Here is a 21,270-nt window from a genome sequence, read left to right on the forward strand (position 1 = left end):
GCGGTCAGTTGCATTGAGTAGACCCGAAACCAGGTGATCTATCCATGTCCAGGGTGAAGCGCCAGTAAAATGGTGTGGAGGCCCGAACCGATACAGGTTAAAAACTGTTCGGATGAGGTGTGGATAGGGGTGAAAGGCCAAACAAACCTGGAGATAGCTGGTTCTCTCCGAAATATATTTAGGTATAGCCTCGTATGTTTCTTACCGGAGGTAGAGCACTGGATGGGCTAGGGGTCTCACCAGATTACCAAACCTAACCAAACTCCGAATACCGGTAAGTTAAAGTACGGGAGTCAGCCCGCGGGAGCTAAGTTCCGCGGACGAGAGGGAAACAACCCGGACCGCCAGCTAAGGTCCCCAAATCTATGCTAAGTGGAGAAGGATGTGGGAATGCCCAGACAACCAGGAGGTTGGCTTAGAAGCAGCCATCCTTTAAAGAAAGCGTAACAGCTCACTGGTCGAGTGGATCTGCGCCGAAAATGTATCGGGGCTAAAGCATAGTACCGAAGCTGCGGGATGTATTTATACATCGGTAGGAGAGCATTGTGTTGTCATAGAATCGCACCTGTGAGGGTGTGTGGAGGTGACACAAGAGACCATGCTGACATGAGTAGCGATAAAGCGGGTGAGAGGCCCGCTCGCCGAAAGCCCAAGGTTTCCTGAGTAAAGCTAATCTGCTCAGGGTTAGTCGATCCCTAAGGCGAGGCCGAGAGGCGTAGTCGATGGAAAACAGGTTAATATTCCTGTACCACCTCGTTGTCGTTTGAGAGAAGGGGGGACGCAGGAGGGCAGGTCATCCGTCTGTTGGAATAGGCGGTTCAAGCCGGTAGGCTTAAATCCCAGGCAAATCCGGGATTTTTTAAGGCCGAGAAGTGATGAGGAGGGTCTTTGACCCATAAACTGACTGCACCCATGCTGCCAAGAAAAGCCTCTATCGAGATAACAGGTGATCGTACCGTAAACCGACACAGGTAGGCAAGGAGAGTATCCTAAGGCGCTTGAGAGAACTCTGGTTAAGGAACTCGGCAAAATCATACCGTAACTTCGGGAGAAGGTATGCCCCTGATGGTGATTATAATTCTATATGAGCTGTGGGGGGCCGCAGAGAAATGGTGGTAGCGACTGTTTACTAAAAACATAGGACTCTGCAAAGTCGTAAGACGAGGTATAGGGTCTGACGCCTGCCCGGTGCCGGAAGGTTAAGGGGATTTGTTAGCCGCAAGGCGAAGCACTGAACCGAAGCCCCGGTAAACGGCGGCCGTAACTATAACGGTCCTAAGGTAGCGAAATTCCTTGTCGGGTAAGTTCCGACCTGCACGAATGGCGTAACGACTTCCACACTGTCTCAACCAGGGACTCAGCGAAATTGGAATGGCGGTGAAGATACCGTCTACCCGCGAAAAGACGGAAAGACCCCGGCACCTTTACTACAGCTTGACATTGGATTTTGGGACATGATGTGCAGGATAGGTGGGAGACTTGGAAGCAGGCACGCCAGTGTTTGTGGAGTCACCCTTGAAATACCACCCTTTATGTTTCAGTGTTCTAACTTAGGTCCGTAACCCGGATCGAGGACAGTGTCTGGTGGGTAGTTTGACTGGGGCGGTCGCCTCCCAAAGAGTAACGGAGGCGCGCGAAGGTTCCCTCAGGCTGATTGGAAACCAGCCGCAGAGTGCAAAGGCATAAGGGAGCTTGACTGCGAGAGAGACATTTCGAGCAGGTACGAAAGTAGGTCTTAGTGATCCGGCGGTTCTGAATGGAAGGGCCGTCGCTCAACGGATAAAAGGTACGCCGGGGATAACAGGCTTATCGCCCCCAAGAGTTCACATCGACGGGGCGGTTTGGCACCTCGATGTCGGCTCATCACATCCTGGGGCTGGAGCAGGTCCCAAGGGTTCGGCTGTTCGCCGATTAAAGTGGTACGTGAGCTGGGTTTAAAACGTCGTGAGACAGTTTGGTCCCTATCTTTCGTGGGCGCAGGATATTTGAGGAGATCTTTTCCTAGTACGAGAGGACCGGAATGGACCAACCAATGGTGTTCCAGTTGTTCCGCCAGGGGCATTGCTGGGTAGCCAAGTTGGGCAAGGATAACCGCTGAAAGCATCTAAGCGGGAAGCCAACTCCAAGATTAGATATCCCATCACGCAAGTGACTGAAGACCCCTTGAAGACTACAAGGTTGATAGGCCGGGTGTGTAAGCATGGCAACATGTTGAGCTAACCGGTACTAATTAGGTCGTGAGGCTTAGCCACTTTTTTTCACTCACAGGTTTAAACGCTTTCATGTGAACACATATCTTACTGCAACAGATTTTTGGATCTATGGAACAAAGCCGCGCAAAGCGCCCTTACCCCATCAAACGTTCCGGATCCATACCCCCCTTAATCCGGTGGTTAGAGCAAAGAGGTCACACCCGTTCCCATCTCGAACACGGAAGTTAAGCTCTTTAGCGCCGATGGTACTGCATGGGTGACTGTGTGGGAGAGTAGGACACTGCCGGATTATTTATCAAAAAGCCCTGATCGTTATTAACGGTCAGGGCTTTTTGCGTTTTAGTTTGAATCCTTGGATAATTGTGATTTGGGCAAATCAACTTAATTTTTGAGAAACTGATAAAAGTTTGATCGGCAAATTTTGGTTGTAACGGACCTTGCATCTTGTGAATTCGATTGGTTTCGTGTTACAAAGGCGTCATGGCAATTCCTTGGTTTGAATTTTTTATAAGTAATTGAATTATAAATTTTTTTAATGTTTTGCCCCTCTCTTTTTTATGCAACATTCAGATTGGGCTGAAGTTGCTACTGTAATTTTGTTTAATAGCGCTCAATGCGCGCTCCCCATAGCGAGGTATTTGCAATAATGTCATTGTCTAAACCATCTGCTCAGCAGAGAATATCGACTTTTGATGAGTTTGTGCGATTAGCTGATTATTCTTTAATGGATACCTTAAATGCCGATCCTGATGCCACCGGGGATGGTGATGATCACCGTCCCCGTCAGGTTTTTTCCGGTCACTTCGTACCGGTGACTCCCACGCCGCTTCCAGACCCAGAATATGTTACCCATAGCAGCACTTTTTTTAATGAACTTGGGTTGAGCGACGAGTTGGTAAATGATACAAAATTTTGCCGGGTATTTTCTGGTGATCTCTCAGCAGCGCAGGAGCCTATGCGTAAGATTGGCTGGGCAACTGGCTATGCCCTGTCAATTTATGGCACCGAATATACCCTTCAATGTCCATTTGGTACCGGCAATGGTTATGGCGATGGTCGGGCGATATCTGTATTTGAAGGGATGTTCAATGGACAGCGCTGGGAAATGCAATTAAAGGGTGGCGGTACAACGCCTTACTGCCGTGGTGCCGACGGGCGCGCAGTCCTTCGTTCAAGTGTGCGTGAGTTTCTCGCACAAGAGTATATGCACGCCCTGGGGGTTCCCACAACGCGATCTCTGACCCTGTATGTATCTAAATCTGAGACCGTTACCCGGCCCTGGTACTCCCAGGACGCTCATTCCACCGATCCTGATATTATGGTGGATAATCCTGTGGCTGTTTCAACTCGCGTTGCACCCTCTTTTTTGCGCGTTGGTCAGTTAGAGTTATTTGCCCGCCGGGTTCGCGGCAATGCTCATCAAAGCGCCTTAGAAGAGTTGCGCATGATTGTGTCGCATGTAATTGACCGGGAATACCCAAACGATATTAATCAAGATCTTGTTTTTGCGGATCAAGTGGTTGAATTGGCTAAGCTTTTTCGCCAGCGGCTTACGTCACTGGTGGCCGATTGGCTGCGTATCGGGTACTGCCAGGGTAATTATAACAGTGACAACTGCGCCGCCGGCGGTTTTACCCTCGACTATGGACCATTTGGATTCTGTGAAATGTTCGACCCCGGATTTCAACCATGGACTGGCGGCGGCGAACACTTTTCCTTCCTCAATCAGCCAACGGCCGCAGAAGCGAATTACCACATGTTCTGGACGGCAGTGAGACCGCTGCTTGCAAAAGAGACTCAAGCTTTGGAACAATTGGATCAAATACGTCATGGCTTTGCAGAGGCAATGCAAAAACAGATCCAAAAAATGTGGGCGGCCAAGCTTGGCTTGACGGACTATCACCCAAAGCTGGTGCAGGGATTAATGCAGTTACTGACCCAATCAAAGGTGGATTACACCATTTTCTTCCGTGAATTATCCCATGTACCAGACAATGTGTCAGCCTTGAAAAAGAGTTTTTATAGCAAGACTGATCAACAACTCGATGAGGCATGGCAATCCTGGCTGAAAAACTGGCACGACCTCGTTATCAAAGGCGGCAATTTGGCTGAGATATCGGCAAAGATGAAACAGATTAACCCCAAATATGCATGGCGGGAGTGGTTGATTGTCCCCGCCTACCAACAAGCCATGCAGGGTGACTACACATTGGTCAGAGAGTTGCAGGAAGTGCTTGGCTCTCCATATGATGAGCAATCACAAAGGGTAGAAGCGAAATATTATCGTCTGAAACCTGAGGCGTTTTTTAACGTTGGTGGCGTTTCGCACTATAGCTGTTCATCTTGATTTTGAAAATATACTGAAACTTAGTGCTCTGAGTCGAAAATTCGGTGACGTATTTTTATGCTGTAATTTTTAGAATAAAGGAAAAATACGCTTTGAACAAACAAATTGCAGTTGGTTTAATAACCTTGATATGGTTACCCGGGTGCGTTGGGGCTGTTTCTGATCTGGGGATAAATAATGGAGCGTTGGCACCGTGCCCGAAAACACCAAATTGTGTTAACAGCCAGGCGGTTGGTGAAAAACAATATATTCAACCGATTCGTTATGAAGGCACTCGGGAGGATGCGCGAGCCCGTCTTTTGCAGATACTTGGTTCCCAAAGGCGGGCAAAGATCTTGACGGCTCAGGAAAATTATATTCGAGCAGAATTTACGTCCGCTTTGTTTCGATTTGTCGATGACGTGGAGTTTTATTTTCCGAAAGAGAAATCAGGCGAGATGGTCATCCATATCCGATCCGCATCCCGTATCGGATATTCCGACCTTGGGGCAAACCGAAAACGAATTGAGCGGATTCGAAGTGAATTTCTTAAATAGATCTGAAATATCAATGATAAAGCGGTTCTTGAAACCACATATCGTGCCCATGGGGGCGCATGCAGGTGGATGATGAAAAACAGCAGGTCAATCCCGGAGATGCCATCTGGATACCAGAGGGATCTCATAGTCTTGCGAACAATGGTACTGAATCGGTATTTTTGTGGTTGCTTCGTCATGGGAAAAGCATTTATTTTAACGTAACATATGAGGAAGGATGGAACATGGCTGAAGAAAAGGGAAAAAATCCAAAAGGGGCCGGCAAGAGCAGTTTTGATTTGATTGATTTGAAAAAAATCTCCGATGTTTTGCCTGTAAAGCCTGGATCGGTTGTCCTGGATCTGGCCTGCGGGAGAGGGGATTATTCTGTTTATTTTTCTGAGATCGTCGGAGAGCAAGGCCTGGTCTATGCACTGGATCTGTGGGAAGAAGGGATAAAGCTTCTGGAAAAAAGGATCGAAAAACAAAATATCACCAATATCATGACCCTGATATCCGATGCGGCCCGCCCGGTCCGCCCAAACATATCCGGCTGTCGGAAAAAGAGGTGGATGATCTGGTCCTGGGGCACGGATTTAAAAAAGGCAGCTCTGTTGATGCAGGGGATTACACCTATCTGTTGTACAGGTCCTTGTGTTAAAAATTTGCATTCGTTTGCCCCAAAAACCCGCTTGTACTCAGCAAAAAATTTCTACCACGGATATGGTATGATTGATCGCTCCGGCCTAATACAAAGCAACACACAATAACAGGGGCAGTCTATGGGTGGTCATTTGTCTGAAAAATGGTGCCCGCACTGCAAGTAGTCCTCGCCTCAATTTATCTCGTATATTCTTACGGAACCTCAATAATTTCATTAAAAGTTACCATGAGAAACCATTTTTAATCGCAATGAAAATTACAGTAACGATATTTTTGTAAAATTAAGTTGACGGCTGAATTTTTATGAGTATACTTTGCAGTAACTTTATTGCAGCAAATTGGAGGTGTGGTGAAAAAGAAATTAAAAGAAATAACATCTGTGCAGATGGGATACTCGTTCAGGTCCCGTCTCGAAGCTTCTGAAGGTGGCGGAGTTGCAGTTATTCAGATGAAGGATCTTTTGGATGACAACACGGTCGGCTGTGATGATTTGGTCAGAATCAACATGGAGGCCATGAAAGAGCACCACCTCGCGCAAAGAGGTGATCTGGTATTCAGGTCTCGCGGGCATGTGACCACGGCAGCGGTTCTTCTTGAAGATCCGGGAAAGGCCGTTGTCGCCGCTCCTTTATTAAGGATAAGGGTGACCAGGCCAGACAAGGTTTTACCCGAGTATCTGAACTGGTATATCAGCCAGCGGGATGCGCAGATTTTTCTGACCAGCCGGGCCAAGGGAACGGTTCAGAAGATGATCAGCAAGCAGGCAATTGAAGAGCTGGAGGTGGCGCTGCCAAGTCTGGAAAAACAGAAAAATATCGTTGAGCTGGCCACGTTGTCTGCTCGTGAACAAACCCTGCTTCACACGCTGGCCGACAAGCGGGAACAATACATTTCAACTATACTAATGCAGCTTGCAAAAGGAGAATAAAATATGAGCAGTAAGATTGTTCAGAAAGACATCAACAACGCGGCATGGGCGGCGTGTGATACCTTCCGGGGCGTTGTTGACCCGGCCCAGTACAAAGACTACATCCTCGTGATGCTGTTTGTGAAATATATCTCCGATGTATGGCAGGACCACTACGAAGCGTATCAGAAGCAGTATGGCGATGACGATGCCCGTATCCGCCGCAAGCTCGAGCGTGAACGTTTTGTCCTCCCGCAGGTGTTACTCACCGAAAAGAATGACGAAACCGGCGAGGAAACGGTCCTGGATGAATTTCCCGCCACCTATTACAGCCTGTATGAACGCCGGTCCGCCGCCAACATCGGTGAGCTGATCAATATCGTGCTCGATCATATTGAAGAAAGCAACAAGAGCAAACTCGAAGGGGTCTTCCGCAATATCGACTTTAACAGCGAGGCCAACCTCGGGCGGACAAAGGATCGGAATAAACGCCTTAAAACCTTGCTGGAAGATTTTAACAAGCCGCAGCTCAGCATGAAACCCAGCCTCGTTTCCGAGGATGTGATCGGCAACACCTACATCTACCTGATTGAGCGCTTTGCCTCCGACTCCGGAAAGAAGGCTGGAGAGTTCTTTACCCCGCTGAAGGTGACCGAACTGGTGGCCAAGCTGGCTGGGCCCAAACCGGGCGATCGTATCTGTGACCCGGCCTGCGGATCGGGCGGACTTTTGATTCAGGCGGCCAAAGAGGTGGCCCGCGGCGCGCGCAGCGCTCAAGAAAGGCGTAACTTTGCCCTCTTCGGACAGGAGTCCAACGGCAGCACATGGGCGCTCTGCCGGATGAACATGTTCCTGCACAGCTTTGACAGCGCCCGGGTGGAATGGTGCGACACCCTGAACAGTCCGCTGCTGGTGGAAAATGACCGGCTCATGAAATTCAACTGCGTGGTGGCCAATCCACCGTTCTCTCTGGATAAATGGGGTGCCGAAAGCGCCGAGAGCGATCAGTACAACCGCTTCTGGCGCGGAGTGCCGCCCAAGAGCAAAGGCGACTGGGCCTTTATCAGCCACATGGTGGAAACCGCCCTTGAAAAGCAGGGCCGTGTTGCCGTGGTGGTTCCCCATGGTGTGTTGTTCCGGGGCGCAGCCGAAGGCCGTATCCGCCAGAAAATAATCGAGGAAAACCTGCTGGATGCCGTTATAGGGCTGCCGGGCAATCTGTTCCCGACCACCAATATCCCGGTGGCGATTCTGGTCTTTGATCGCTCCCGTGAAAAAGGCGGTGCTCGTGAAGATTGTAAAAACGTCTTCTTTGTCGATGCCAGCCGGGAATATGTCTCCGGTAAAAACATGAACACCCTCTCGGAAGCGCATATCGGCAAGATCATGGCGACCTATACCGCCCGGGCTGAAGAAGAAAAATACGCCCATGTGGCCGAGTTCGCCGAGATCAAGGAAAATGACTTCAACCTCAATATTCCCCGATACGTGGACACCTTTGAGGAGGAAGAGGAGATCGACATCGATGCGGTGCAGGTGGAGATTGACGATCTGGAAAAAGAGCTGGCAGAAGTGAGAAAGCAGATGGCGGAAAAACTTCAGCAGATTCAGAGGTAACCACAGATGAAGTATGAAGAGAGAAGTTTGAAGGGTGAAATGAAGAGAAATTTGCTCGGATTGGTCGTTGAGGGAAGATATTATGCCAGATAAAAACAACGAACCACCCAAGGGCGAGCTTTTAGTGTATCAGGGAAAAGGGCTGGACAGCCCGGTTCAGGTGCGGTTGGAAGGGGAAACCGTCTGGCTGAGTCAAAAGCTGATGGCAGAGCTGTACAAAGTTGCCGTTCCAACCATAAATGAACATATAGCAAATATTTACGACGACGAGGAACTTCGGCCGGAGGCAACTATTAGGAAATTCCGAATAGTTCAAACTGAAGGAAACCGGCAGGTGGGACGCCTGATTGATCATTATAATCTGGAAATGATCATTGCTGTCGGCTTTCGGGTTCGCTCCAGACGGGGTGCTCAGTTCAGAAAATGGGCCAATGAGCGGATTTCAGAATATTTGGTCAAGGGCTTCACCATGGATGATGAACGGCTCAAGGGTAACGCCGGAACCGTTGATTATTTTGACGAACTTCTGGCTCGTATTAGGGAAATCCGTGCCAGTGAGGCTCGTGTTTACCTGATGATCAAAAATATCTTCGCACTCGCCAATGACTATCAGGAGGGTGAAAAACAAACACAACTCTTTTTTGCCACCATGCAGAACAAGATGCACTATGCCGCTACCGGTTTGACCGCTGCGGAAATTGTAAAGCAGCGTGCCAATGCCGAATTACCCAACATGGGACTGACCAACTGGAAAGGCTCACGCGTACTCAAAACCGATGTCGGCACCGCCAAAAACTATTTGGATAAAAAAGAGATCGACACTCTCAACCGAATCACGGTCATGTTCCTTGATCAGGCCGAGTTTCGTGCTCAAAGACGCCAGACCATCCAGATGGCTGATTGGGAGAGCTTTCTCGATAAATTCCTTGTCGATGTCGAACTGCCCGTCCTTGAAAATGCCGGAAGTATCAGCCGGGAAATTGCATTGGACTTTGCCAATGATCAATACGATCAATTCGCTGAAAAACGCCGACTGGAAGCACAGCAAAAAGCAGATCAAAACTATATCGAAGATCTGACTCAATCCGCCGAAACCCTGAAGCGAGATAGAAAAAATAAATCAGGAGGAGACCAGTGAAGTGTGAAGAGAGAAGTTTGAAGGGGGAAAGGAAGAGCGATTTGCCGGAGCGGTCGTTTGAGTTTGCCAGGCGGATTATTTTGCTGTGTCGTGTTTTGGATGAGAAACCAGGGGTAAGTCGCACTCTGGCTAATCAGTTGTTGAGGTCAGGCACTTCTGTTGGAGCTAATATTGAAGAAGGTCAGGCATCTCAAAGTGAAGCGGACTTTGTTTCCAAATACAGTATTGCCTGCAAAGAAGCCCGTGAAACACACTATTGGTTAAGACTGCTGTGTGCAACCGGAATTGTTGAAAAAAACAAGCTTACAGACCTGGCTGATGAGTGTAACCAGCTGATTGCAATACTGACTACGATTATCAAGAAAATGAAAAATAAAAAGAATGAAGTTAGAAATGTGAAATGTGAAAAATTTCAAACTTCAAACATCCCTCTTCAAATTTCTACTGGGGAGATTCAGCGATGAGCAGGATCATAAACCTACCTACTGGGTGGAAAAGAAAACGCCTCGAGAAAGTGGCCATTATACAAACAGGAATTGCCAAAAATCAGAATTCAAAAGAAGAATGTATAGAGCTTCCTTATCTTCGAGTAGCCAATGTCCAAGATGGCTATTTGGATTTGTCGGAGATAAAAATCATTAATATCCACAAGGATAAAGTAAATCGTTACAGACTTGAGAATGGTGACGTTTTGCTAACAGAGGGAGGCGATTTCGACAAACTCGGAAGAGGAGCTGTTTGGGAAGGTCAAATCCAAAACTGTCTACACCAGAATCATGTATTTGCAGTACGGCCAAACAACCATGAATTGTTGTCAAGTTTTTTGTCAGCTCAAACAGGCAGTTCATATGGGAAAAAGTACTTTCTCAGCTGTTCAAAACAAAGCACTAATCTGGCCAGCATTAACTCATCTCAGTTGAAAGCATTTCCTGTCCTGCTCCCTCCACTCTCCGAGCAAAAAGCCATTGCCACTCTGCTGTCCACCTGGGATGAGGCCATCGATAAAACCGAACGGCTGATTCAGGCGAAGGAAGCCAGCTTAAAGGGCCAGGTTCAAAAACTGATTAGCCAGCGGTGCGATTTCTGGCCCCATATTAAACCGAAGAAAATATTCGACACGATAACTGAAAAGAACTTACCCGAAGAAGAGCTTCTGTCTGTTACTCAAGATCGTGGCGTTATCCCTCGCAGCATGTTGGAAGGCCGAGTCATGTCACCGGACGGAACAACAGCCAGCTACAAGCTCATCAAGCGAGGAGATTTTGCGATAAGTCTTCGTTCATTCCAAGGCGGCATTGAATACTCGAATTATCAAGGGATCGTCAGCCCTGCGTATACAGTGTTGAGACCGAAAATTGAATTGAACAGGGACTTCTATCGGCTGTTTTTTAAGTCCTATATCTTCATTGAGAAGTATTTGAACCTTGCTGTCATCGGCATTCGTGATGGGAAACAGATAAGCATACCTGACTTTCTAAGCATTAAGATTCCCGTTCCTCCTTTCGAAGAACAAAAAGACATTGCTGAAACTCTTTCCGTTTGTCAGCAAGAAATCGATCTGCTGAAACAGCTTGCAGACAAATACAAAACCCAGAAACGCGGCCTGATGCAGAAGATGCTGACGGGCGAATGGCGGGTAAAGCCGGAAATCGTTAACCAATACATGGAGGCGTAATCATGGCTGCAGGGAAAAAACTAAGCAACGCATTCTCTACCGGCGGAGGTGGAGCACACTTTGAAGCACATGTACAATCATCTTACGTCGCTTTAATGCTTACGGGTGGTTATGCGCCTTGCCTTCCCTGCTGGCCTATATCCGAAATTAAACTTCAGGGGAAAATTGACGGATTTGACACCGACGATCTTATTGTCTTTGCCAAGAATCCAGATAGTAAGGAGCAACGGAAACTCCTTGGACAGGTAAAACATTCAATTTCTATTACACAAGGGAGTTCTGTTTTTGGCGAAGTAATGCAGGCCGCCTGGAGCGACTTCAACAACTCGAAAGTTTTTACCAAAGGCAAGGATGTTATCTCGCTGATCACCGGCCCGCTTACTGCGACAGATGCACATAATGTTCAATGGTTATTAAATCAGGCAAGACACACCAAGGACGTTGATGAGTTCATCCGAAACGTTCAACAGGCAAATTTCAGTCCGTCTAAGAGCTCTGAAAAGTTGGATGTTATTAAGCATCATCTAAAGACAGCAAATGGCGGAAATGACGTTTCAAAGGACGAACTTTATAACTTTCTGAACCACTTCCACTTGCTCGGGTATGATTTAGGGAAAGAGTACGGAGTTGTATTGTCTTTATTGCACTCGCACATCTCCCAATTTCAACAGCAATATCCTCAATGGGTCTGGTCTCGGGTAGTCGATATCGTACAGACTTGGAATCAAGACGCTGGTACCGTTACTCCTGATAAATTGCCAGAAGACCTTAAGGATGCATTCAGGCAGAAAGTTGTAAAAGCAATCCCGGAAGAATTAAAGGTCACTAGAGAAATCCTTCAAACTGATTGGGTACAGTATGCCGACGCTGCTTATTTGTCATTTGCCTTACTAATTGGCAGTTGGAACGAAAAGAATAATAATGATGTTGAAGCGGTTACTCAGATCCTTGGTATTTGCTACGAAGACTGGTTAAAGAAAGCCAGAGAAATACTGCATTTACCGGATAGCCCGTTGACCTTAAAAAATGGTGTATGGAAGGTTATTGGACGATCTGAGCTTTTGAACCTGTTGGGATCACGCATCTTTGATCAAAATCTTGATACCTTTAAATTGTTGGCAGTTAAGGTTCTGAGTGAGTCTGATCCGGCATTTGAATTACCAACCGAAGAACGTTATTCAGCCAGTATTCACGGTAAGGTATTAAGCTATTCTATTGCATTGCGAAAAGGCATAACTGAAGGTTTAGCGCTTATTGGCAGCTCCTTCGCCGCACTTAACAACAGTTCCCAAGGGAAAGCTGAAACTATTTGTGTGTTGGCCCTGCGTGAAATCTTGTCTAATGCCGACTGGGTTCGTTGGGGTAGCCTGAACAGCTTGTTGCCCACAATAGCCGAAGCCAACCCCGGAGAGTTTCTCAGTGCGGTGGAACAAGCATTACGTCTGACACCATGCCCCTTTGATGAACTTTTCTCACAGGAAGGAAACGGCATTACTGGTGGCAATTATCTTACCGGTCTGCTCTGGGCATTGGAAGGTCTGGCTTGGGAGGAACAATATCTGGTTCGTGTATGTGTTGTGCTTGGTGAACTTGCCAGTCATGACCCAGGTGGTCAGTGGGCCAATCGCCCAGCTAATTCGCTTTCAACTATTCTGCTTCCATGGCTGCCGCAAACACTGGCATCTGTTGAAAAGCGCAAAGTGGCAGTGCGCACACTCATCAACGAATGGCCTGATGTCGCATGGAATTTAATCATTCAGCTTTTACCCGGTCAGCACCAAACATCTTCCGGTTCACATAAACCAAACTGGAGAAAGATTATTCCCGACGACTGGGAAAAAGGTGTGACGCATCAGGAATACTGGCAGCAGGCTTCGTTTTATGCAGAGTTATCAGTGTCGGCAGCAGGGCATAATACTTCCCGTCTATCTACGTTGATTGATAATTTCGACAATTTACCACAACCAGCTTTTGATCAGCTTATCGAAGTTCTTTCTTCACAACCCATTTCCGAAATTTCCGAAGATCAACGGCTTTCTATTTGGGACCACCTCACAAAATTCACAAATCATCATCGTCGGTTTTCAGATGATAAATGGGCGTTGCCCGAAGAATTAATTGTCAGAATTGAAGCCGTTGCAGAAAAACTTGCGCCAATTGATCCTTTCAATTTGTACCAGCATCTCTTTACGGACAGTGATTTTGATCTCTACGATGAAAACGGCGATTGGGAAGAACAGCAGAAAAAACTCACCGCTCGTCGTGAGAATGCTATATTGGAAGTGTATCAGCAAAAGGGTGTAGAGGGAGTCATTCGTTTTGCCGAATCAGTGACGTCACCCAGTCAAGTGGGTCACGCACTTGGAGGTGTTGATGATGATGTGTTTGAAGAGACCTTTCTTCCTAATTTTCTGAGTACAGAAGATACCAATCATAATGCATTAGTGAGCAGTTTTATCTGGCGGCGCTTTTATGTAAAAAATTGGGATTGGTGTGACGGTATTGATAAATCGAGTTGGTCGCCAACTCAAACAGGGCAATTTTTGGCGTGCTTACCATTTACTAAAGAAACATGGAATCGCGTCTCCGAATGGCTTCAGGATCATGAGGACGAATATTGGACCCGTGCAGGAGCAAATGCCTATCAAGCCGATTGCAACCTTCCCACGGCTATTGAAAAGCTGATTGAACATGGAAGACCACACGCAGCAATCAACTGCATATATAGAAGGCTGCATTCCAAACAGCCAATAGATACCAATCAATGTGTTCAAGCATTGCTTGCAGCTCTTTCTTCCAATGAAGCAAGCTATGCCATGGATGGTTATCACATTGTCGAACTGATTAAGTTTCTTCAGGCAGACCCTTCTGTAAATGAAGACGATTTATTCAAAGTAGAATGGGCGTATCTTCGTTTGTTGGACCGCTATAGGGGTGCCGCGCCGCAACTCCTCGAAAACAGATTGGCTAACAATCCTGAGTTTTTCTGCGAGGTAATTCGCCTAATCTACCGCTCCAAGAAAGAAGATCAGTCGCAGAGAGAACCCACAGAAGAGTCAAAGGCAATTGCAACAAATGCCTGGCGGCTACTGCATGAATGGAAGACTCCTCCCGGAACACAAAAAGATGGAACGTTCAACGAAGGACATTTCACGAAGTGGCTTCAAGACGTCAAGGCATTCTGCACCGAATCAGGCCACCTGGAAGTTGCTCTCATAAACATCGGCGAAGTTTTGATTCATGCCCCAGCAGATCAAAATGGGTTGTGGATAAACCGAGTGGTTGCTGCTGCACTGAATGACCGTGAAGCCGAAGATATGCGCAATGGATTCAGGACAGGGACATACAACTCGCGAGGTGTTCATTGGGTTGATCCCACTGGCAAACCAGAAAAGGCGTTGGCTGACCAATTTCGAGTTAAAGCTGAAGAGGCAGAGAATGAAGGTTTTCAACGATTTGCTATTACTTTGCGGGGCTTAGCGGACGGTTACGACAAAGAGGCGGAACGGGTAATTGCAGAGCATCGGCAGGAGAACGATGAATGACTAAAGAATCCCAAAATATCGAATGGAAGCAGTCGTGGAATGACGACTACCTGAAGTGGATCTGCGGCTTTGCCAATGCACAGGGCGGGCGAATCTTCATCGGCAAGGATGATACGGGCAAAGTCACTGGCTTGAAAAATGCTAAGAAGCTGCTGGAAGACCTGCCAAACAAGATACGCGATCAACTGGGGCTGATGCCGCATATCAATCTGTTGCACGATGACGGCAAAGCCTATTTGGAAATCATCGTCGAGGCTTCGACTGTGCCCATTTCTCTGCGTGGTTCCTACTACTGGCGTTCCGGCTCAGTGAAGCAGGAATTGAAAGGCCATGCCCTAACAGAGTTTCTGCTGAAGAAAATGGGCATGACCTGGGATCGGGTGGTTGAAGAAAAAGCAACGCTGGATGATATCGATAACGAGACTATTGAGCTGTTCAAAGAGGAAGCCGTCACGGCTGGGCGTTTGCCTGATATTTCAGAGCTTTCTCCAGAAGAATTATTGAAAAAGTTGCACCTGCTCACCGAGGAAGGACTGACCAATGCGGCAATCGTTCTTTTTGGTAAAAAGCCGGGTAGGTTTTATCCCAATCTGTTTTTAAAAATAGGCCGATTTGGTCTCAACATGGTGGATATGCGCTTTCAGGAGGTATGCGAGGGCAACCTCTTCCAACTCCTTCGTGGTGTGATGGAGCAGCTGGAACGAAAGTTTTTAATTAAGCCGATACACTTTGAAGGGCTGCGTCGCATTGAAGAGCTGGAATATCCGGTTCCGGCATTGCGAGAAATGCTGCTCAATGCACTGGTGCATCGCAATTATATGGGCAGCATGACTCAGCTCCGTGTCATGGATGACCGGCTATCGTTGTGGAATGCCGGCACCCTACCGCTCGAATTAACCGTTGAAAAGCTTTTTCAGGTGCACAGTTCGATTCCCCGTAACCCGCTCATCGCCGAGGTGTGCTATCGGGTGGGCTATATTGATTCCTGGGGACGGGGCATTGAAAAGATTACCGATGCCTGCAAAGCGGCTGGACTACCGGTGCCGATCATTGAGGAAAATTCCGGCGGTGTGACGGTTGAGCTGTTGAAAGCACCGACTTCCGAAAAGCCTGGTTCGGAAAGCAGCGGGGATGATTTCGGGAAGAATTCGGATGAAACGTCGGGAAAGCGTCGGGTAAGCGTCGGGAAAACGTCGGGTATGATTCTGGATGCCTGTCGGGAAACCCCGTCGATTACCATTCCGGAAATGGCCGAGAAGATTGGCATTACCGAACGATCTGTTCAACGCAATATTCAGAAGCTCCAAGCCGAAGGATTCTTGCGTCGGGTGGGCGGCAGGAAAGAAGGCTATTGGGAAGTGAATGAGAATGATGAGGTATAAAATATGAAGGATGAATTAAAAAACAAATCAGCACAGGGCACTCATAATTCAGCACTTGCCAGTGGCGAAGCCGCCAAGGGTCAGTTTCTGGTTTATCAGGCTGAAGACGGCAAATTGAAACTGGATGTTCGGTTTGAGGATGAGTCGGTCTGGCTTTCTCAGGGGTTAATGGCGGAGCTTTTCCAGAAGGATGTTCGAACCATAAGTGAGCATATTCAGAATATTTATGAAGAAGGAGAGCTGATTCCAGAGGCAACTATCCGGAAATTCCGGATAGTTCGAATGGAGGGAAAACGACAGGTTGCCCGAATGGTCGACTTCTATAATCTGGACATGATCATTTCTGTCGGCTATCGGGTTAAAAGTCATGTGGCGACCCGCTTTCGTATCTGGGCGACGAAGCAACTGACAGAGTTTATTAAGAAGGGGTTTTTGCTTGATGATGAGCGGCTGAAAAACCCGGATCTGCCTTTTGATTATTTTGAAGTATTCGTGTCCATTGGTGTGCATTCGTGGTTAAAAACAGGAGATTCTAAAAATGATAAATTTCAATACGCTTGATTCACTAAAACAGAAACTGGATTCCTTCCGTCCATTGCCGCCGGAGATTGTCTCCAATCTTCATGAGGATCTGGTGCTTCGCTGGACCTATCATTCAAACGCTATCGAAGGAAATACGCTGACACTGAAAGAAACCAAGGTCGCTCTGGAAGGGATCACCATTGGCGGGAAAACCATGCAAGAGCACTTTGAAGCGATCAACCACAGGGAAGCCATTTTTTTCGTTGAAGATCTGGTCAATAAAAATGAGCCTCTGTCTGAATGGCAGATTAAATCGATTCACCAATTGATCCTGAAAAATATTGATGACAAGAATGCGGGTGTTTATAGAAAAACAAATGTCATCATCTCGGGTGCCGATCATGTGCCGCCCGATGCCCTGCATGTAGAAAGTGACATGCAACGTTTTATCAACTGGTATCAAACTGAGGGGGCATCGCTCCATCCAATAGAACGGGCGGCCCGTGTTCATGCCGACTTTGTGAAAATCCACCCTTTTGTGGACGGCAATGGCAGAACATCACGGCTGCTGATGAATCTGGAATTGATGAAAAGTGGGTTCCCGCCGGTTGTTCTCCCGGTGGAAAAGCGGTTGGAATATTACGAGACTCTGGATACAGCCCATTCGAAAAATGATTATGAGCCGTTTTTGATACTTATGGCGAATATTGCGGAATCGGGATTCAGACCCTACTGGCATGCATTGGGGGTAACCCCATGAAACCCTTTCAGATTAATGAAAAGTATCTTTCTCAAATCCCTGCTTTGCAGCTTTTGATTGGCCTGGGATTTGAATTTTTGACACCGGCGGAAGCACTCCGCGAAAGGCAGAACAGAACATCCAATGTGTTATTGGAAACGATTCTGCGCAACCAGCTCAAAGAGATAAACCGCATTCGTTACAAAGGCAGTGAGTATCTGTTCAGCGAGGAGAATGTGCAGTCGGCTATCCAGAAGCTGAAAAACATGAAATATGATGGGTTATTGAAGACCAACGAGGCCATTTACGATCTGATTACCCTTGGTACTGCCATGGAGCAGACCATAGAGGGTGATTCGAAAAGCTTCAATATGAACTATATCGACTGGCCCAAAGCTAACAACAGCACCGGCCGCAACAAGTTTCACGTAACAGTCGAATACAGTGTTGAACGTTCACGGTCAACGGAAACCGCCCGGCCTGATATTGTTCTCTTCGTCAATGGTATTCCGTTTTGTGTGATTGAATGTAAAGCGCCGCAGGTTGAGGTGGAACAGGCTGTTTCGCAATCGATCAGAAATCAGAATGATGACTATATCCCGAAACTCTTCATCTACTGCCAGATGGTGCTGGCTCTGAATAAAAACAGCGCCATGTACGCAACAACGGGAACCGCTGCAAAATTCTGGGGAGTATGGAAAGAATCATTTTCCAATGTTCAGAGATCAATGATCAATGGCTTGGTGAACAAACCTTTGCCGGATGATGCTGAAGACAAAATTTGCAAATCATTGAACATTGAAAATTGTTCATTGAACCATGAGCGAATACCAACGACTCAGGATGAGGCGTTGGTTTCGCTGTGCCGTCCGGAAAGGCTTTTGGAGCTGGCTTGGAAGTTTACAGTGTTTGATGGTGGCACCAAAAAAATTGCACGTTATCAGCAGTATTTCGTCATCAAGTCTACCCTGAACCGGGTTAAGCATTTTGATAGCACCAATTCACGTAAAGGCGGTGTGATCTGGCACACTCAGGGTTCTGGAAAATCCCTGACTATGGTGATGCTGGCCCGTAACCTGGCCTTAGATCCCGAAATTTTGAATCCGCGAATTGTTCTTGTGACAGACCGTGACGACCTCGACAAGCAGCTTGGGAACACCTTTGCAGCCTGTGGTCTTGAAGCAAACCGGGCAACATCAGGCAGAAACCTGTTGGAACTGGTCGCTGAAAAAAAATCAGGGATTATTACAACCCTCATTCATAAGTTCGACAAGGCATACGCGGTAAAGAAATATCAGGATGAATCGCCCGATATTTTCATTCTGGTGGATGAGAGCCACCGTACCCAGTTCGGGTCATTTTCCGCCCGGATGAGACAGATGTTTCCCCATGCCTGTTATTTGGGATTTACCGGCACGCCGCTTTTGAAGAAGGAAAAGAACAACTTCACCAAATTCGGTGAACTGGTGGAGCCCCATTATTCCATCACACAGGCCGTTGAAGATGGCGCGGTGGTTCCGCTTCTGTATGAGGGGCGGCATGTGGAGATGACGCAAAACAGAGAAGCTGTTGATCTGTGGTTTGAACGCCACACACAGGGCTTAACCAAGGAGCAGCAGGCGGACCTGAAACGTAAATATGCGCGAGCAGAAATGCTGAACAAGGCCGATCAGGTCATCTACATGAGAGCCTTTGACATCAGTGAACACTTCCGCGCGGGCTGGCAGGGAACCGGATTCAAGGCACAGCTGGTGGCCCCGAATAAAGTTTCTGCGCTCAAGTATAATGCGTATCTGAATGAGATTGGTATTGTCAGTTCCGAGGTCGTTATCTCACCACCGGATATGCGTGAAGGCTATGAAGAGACCGATGATGAAACAACAGACGATGTCGTAAAATTCTGGCAAAAGATGATGAAGCGCTATGGCAGTGAAGAAGAATACACCAAGCAGCTCATCAACCAGTTTAAACACGGTAGCGAACCTGAAATCCTTATTGTCGTTGATAAGCTGCTCACAGGTTTTGACGCTCCGCGAAACGCGGTTCTTTATTTGTGCAGGGTCTTGAGGGAGCACACGCTGCTTCAGGCAATTGCCCGGGTCAACCGTCTTCATGAGGGTAAGGAATTCGGTTTTATCGTCGACTATGCAAGCGTCCTCGGTGAGCTGGACAAAGCACTTACCATGTACAGCGCATTTGAAGGGTTCGATGAATCCGATCTGGTCGGCACTTTGACATCCATTAACAGCGAGATCGAAAAACTGCCCACCCGGTATTCCGATCTTTGGGATCTATTCAAAACGGTTAAGCATTCCTACGATGAAGAAGCCTATGAAGTGCTGCTTGCCGATGATGAGCTCCGGGAAGAGTTTTACAGCCGCCTTTCGGAGTTCGGGAAAACCCTCGGCATCGCACTCTCTTCCGAAAAATTTTTAACCGAAACCGATGAGAAAACTTTGTCCAGATACAAGGCAGATCTTCGAAAATTCCAGTCACTCAAGGCGTCTGTCAAGCTCCGGTATGCAGAGGCAATTGATTACCGGGATTATGAGCCAAAAATCAAAAAACTGCTGGATACACACATTCAAGCCAATGAAGTTGTTCAGCTGAATGAGCCGGTCAATATCTTTGACGACAAAATGTTCAATCAGGTTAAGGAGGAGCAAGGCGTCTACCAAACAAAGAAAACAACGGCTTCAAAGGCCGATACGATTGCACACGCCACGAAGAAAGTTATCACCGAAAAGATGGATGAAGACCCTGCGTTTTACGAGAAGTTCTCAAAACTGATCCAGCAGGCGATTGAAGATTACAGGGCTAAGAGGATATCTGATCTGGATTATCTGAACAAAGTCGTGGATATCCGCAACAAGGTTGTCGGCAAAGTGCATGATGATATACCGGATAAGCTTTCAGGGAATGAAGATGCCATGGCCTATTTCGGGGTGCTTAAGCCTTTCCTTGAAGCCTATTCTAAGCAAACTGGCGAATTAGGTGAAGAAGACCTTGAATCAGCTGCGGCTGATACGGCAATTGCTATTCATGGCATATTGGAAAAACACAAGAAGGTTCACTTCTGGGATGATGAGGACGCTCAGAAACAGGCGGTTAATGAAATTGACGATTACCTCTATGATGAGCTCAAGAGGGAAAGAGGGATCGAACTGTCGCTTGATCAGATGGATGACATCATCGAAAAGGTCCTGCAGGTAGCAAAGCACAGGAGCTATAGATAATGGAGGCATTAATCCATAACAACAAACACTCGGTTATTTACGGCCGGAAGTCCATCGATTTCAGTCTGTTGTACTGTGACAGAAAAACGATGGAAATTGCTGTGCATCCTGACAGCACAGTTATCGTTAAAGCACCCGTGCAGTCCGATATCACATTGATAGAAAAGAAAATAATAAAACGGGCTCGCTGGATTCTTAAGGCACTGAATTATTTCAAGCAGTTTAATCCAAAGACGCCTGATCGCTGTTACGTTAACGGTGAGACCCACTTGTACCTTGGAAAGCAATACCGCTTGAAATTAGCTGAAAGCACTGAAAACTCAGCGAAATTGTCTCGTGGCTTTTTTCATATCACTTGCCGGAACGAACCGACTCCAAATGTTGTCAAGAAGCTATTGAACCAATGGTATTCGGAAAAGGCACAACTTCAATTTGCAGAAAGCATGGATCGCTGCTGGCAGAAATATAATGGACTCGGCATTGATCAGCCAAAACTATCCATCAAGCGAATGCAAAAAAGATGGGGCAGCCTTTCAGACAAGGGGACAGTAACCCTCAATACAGACCTGATCAGAGCGCCTAAAGAATGCATTGACTATGTTGTTACGCATGAGCTGTGTCACCTGAAATATCATGATCATAGCCCAGAGTTTTATAAGCTCCTCGACTCTGTTATCCCGGGCTGGGAAAAGATAAAACACAAACTCGAGGTTGGCATGTCATAAATTTAACGTTTCAATTATCTTTTAGACCAATATCTATAGCGCTTTC

At 47.1% G+C, this 21,270-nt stretch carries 14 protein-coding genes and 2 rRNA genes (1 of these 16 running past the window's edge); all 16 read left to right on the forward strand.

Going from position 1 to position 21,270, the window contains the following annotated elements:
- A 23S ribosomal RNA gene (locus K365_RS0124635) occupies positions 1 to 2,252 on the forward strand; it begins 736 nt to the left of the window's first position.
- Positions 2,253 to 2,385: 133 nt separating this feature from the next.
- Positions 2,386 to 2,502: ribosomal RNA gene (gene rrf / locus K365_RS0124640) — 5S ribosomal RNA — on the forward strand.
- Between the two features lie 357 nt (positions 2,503 to 2,859).
- A complete protein-coding gene (locus tag K365_RS0124645; RefSeq protein ID WP_024336751.1) occupies positions 2,860 to 4,560 on the forward strand; it encodes a protein adenylyltransferase SelO in 1,701 nt (566 codons plus the stop codon).
- A gap of 92 nt (positions 4,561 to 4,652) precedes the next feature.
- Positions 4,653 to 5,096 carry a DUF1499 domain-containing protein gene (locus K365_RS0124650; RefSeq protein ID WP_024336752.1) on the forward strand — a complete coding sequence of 148 codons (444 nt, stop codon included), beginning with the start codon at positions 4,653 to 4,655 and terminating at the stop codon, positions 5,094 to 5,096.
- Positions 5,097 to 5,155: 59 nt separating this feature from the next.
- A complete protein-coding gene (locus tag K365_RS28985; RefSeq protein ID WP_051147956.1) occupies positions 5,156 to 5,845 on the forward strand; it encodes a class I SAM-dependent methyltransferase in 690 nt (229 codons plus the stop codon).
- A 242-nt stretch (positions 5,846 to 6,087) separates the two neighbouring features.
- Complete coding sequence (locus K365_RS0124660; protein WP_024336753.1) at positions 6,088 to 6,666, forward strand: restriction endonuclease subunit S; 579 nt, start codon at positions 6,088 to 6,090, stop codon at positions 6,664 to 6,666.
- A gap of 3 nt (positions 6,667 to 6,669) precedes the next feature.
- Positions 6,670 to 8,262: a type I restriction-modification system subunit M gene (locus K365_RS0124665; protein WP_024336754.1), complete on the forward strand. Its 1,593-nt coding sequence runs from the start codon at positions 6,670 to 6,672 to the stop codon at positions 8,260 to 8,262.
- An 82-nt stretch (positions 8,263 to 8,344) separates the two neighbouring features.
- A complete protein-coding gene (locus tag K365_RS0124670) occupies positions 8,345 to 9,400 on the forward strand; it encodes a virulence RhuM family protein (RefSeq protein ID WP_024336755.1) in 1,056 nt (351 codons plus the stop codon).
- Positions 9,397 to 9,864, forward strand: coding sequence for a four helix bundle protein (locus K365_RS0124675; protein WP_024336756.1), 468 nt, complete (start codon positions 9,397 to 9,399; stop codon positions 9,862 to 9,864). Before K365_RS0124670 ends, K365_RS0124675 begins: the two co-directional genes overlap by 4 nt.
- Positions 9,861 to 11,075: a restriction endonuclease subunit S gene (locus K365_RS0124680; protein ID WP_024336757.1), complete on the forward strand. Its 1,215-nt coding sequence runs from the start codon at positions 9,861 to 9,863 to the stop codon at positions 11,073 to 11,075. Before K365_RS0124675 ends, K365_RS0124680 begins: the two co-directional genes overlap by 4 nt.
- A 2-nt stretch (positions 11,076 to 11,077) precedes the next feature.
- Positions 11,078 to 14,620 carry a hypothetical protein gene (locus K365_RS0124685; RefSeq protein ID WP_024336758.1) on the forward strand — a complete coding sequence of 1,181 codons (3,543 nt, stop codon included), beginning with the start codon at positions 11,078 to 11,080 and terminating at the stop codon, positions 14,618 to 14,620.
- A complete protein-coding gene (locus tag K365_RS0124690; protein ID WP_024336759.1) occupies positions 14,617 to 16,002 on the forward strand; it encodes an ATP-binding protein in 1,386 nt (461 codons plus the stop codon). Before K365_RS0124685 ends, K365_RS0124690 begins: the two co-directional genes overlap by 4 nt.
- Positions 16,003 to 16,005: 3 nt before the next feature.
- The gene (locus K365_RS0124695) at positions 16,006 to 16,563 is read left to right on the forward strand and encodes a virulence RhuM family protein (RefSeq protein ID WP_084490104.1); all 558 of its coding nucleotides are present in this window, start codon (positions 16,006 to 16,008) and stop codon (positions 16,561 to 16,563) included.
- Entirely contained in the window at positions 16,541 to 17,284 is a 744-nt protein-coding gene (locus K365_RS0124700) for a Fic family protein (protein ID WP_029725786.1), read from the forward strand. Before K365_RS0124695 ends, K365_RS0124700 begins: the two co-directional genes overlap by 23 nt.
- Positions 17,281 to 20,499, forward strand: coding sequence for a type I restriction endonuclease subunit R (locus K365_RS0124705; protein WP_024336760.1), 3,219 nt, complete (start codon positions 17,281 to 17,283; stop codon positions 20,497 to 20,499). Before K365_RS0124700 ends, K365_RS0124705 begins: the two co-directional genes overlap by 4 nt.
- Complete coding sequence (locus tag K365_RS0124710; protein ID WP_024336761.1) at positions 20,499 to 21,224, forward strand: M48 family metallopeptidase; 726 nt, start codon at positions 20,499 to 20,501, stop codon at positions 21,222 to 21,224. The genes K365_RS0124705 and K365_RS0124710 overlap by 1 nt, the downstream gene beginning before the upstream one ends.
- The last annotated feature ends 46 nt before the right edge of the window (positions 21,225 to 21,270 follow it).

Origin of the sequence: Desulfotignum balticum DSM 7044 (assembly GCF_000421285.1) — a bacterium.
Classification (GTDB): Bacteria; Desulfobacterota; Desulfobacteria; order Desulfobacterales; family Desulfobacteraceae; genus Desulfotignum; species Desulfotignum balticum.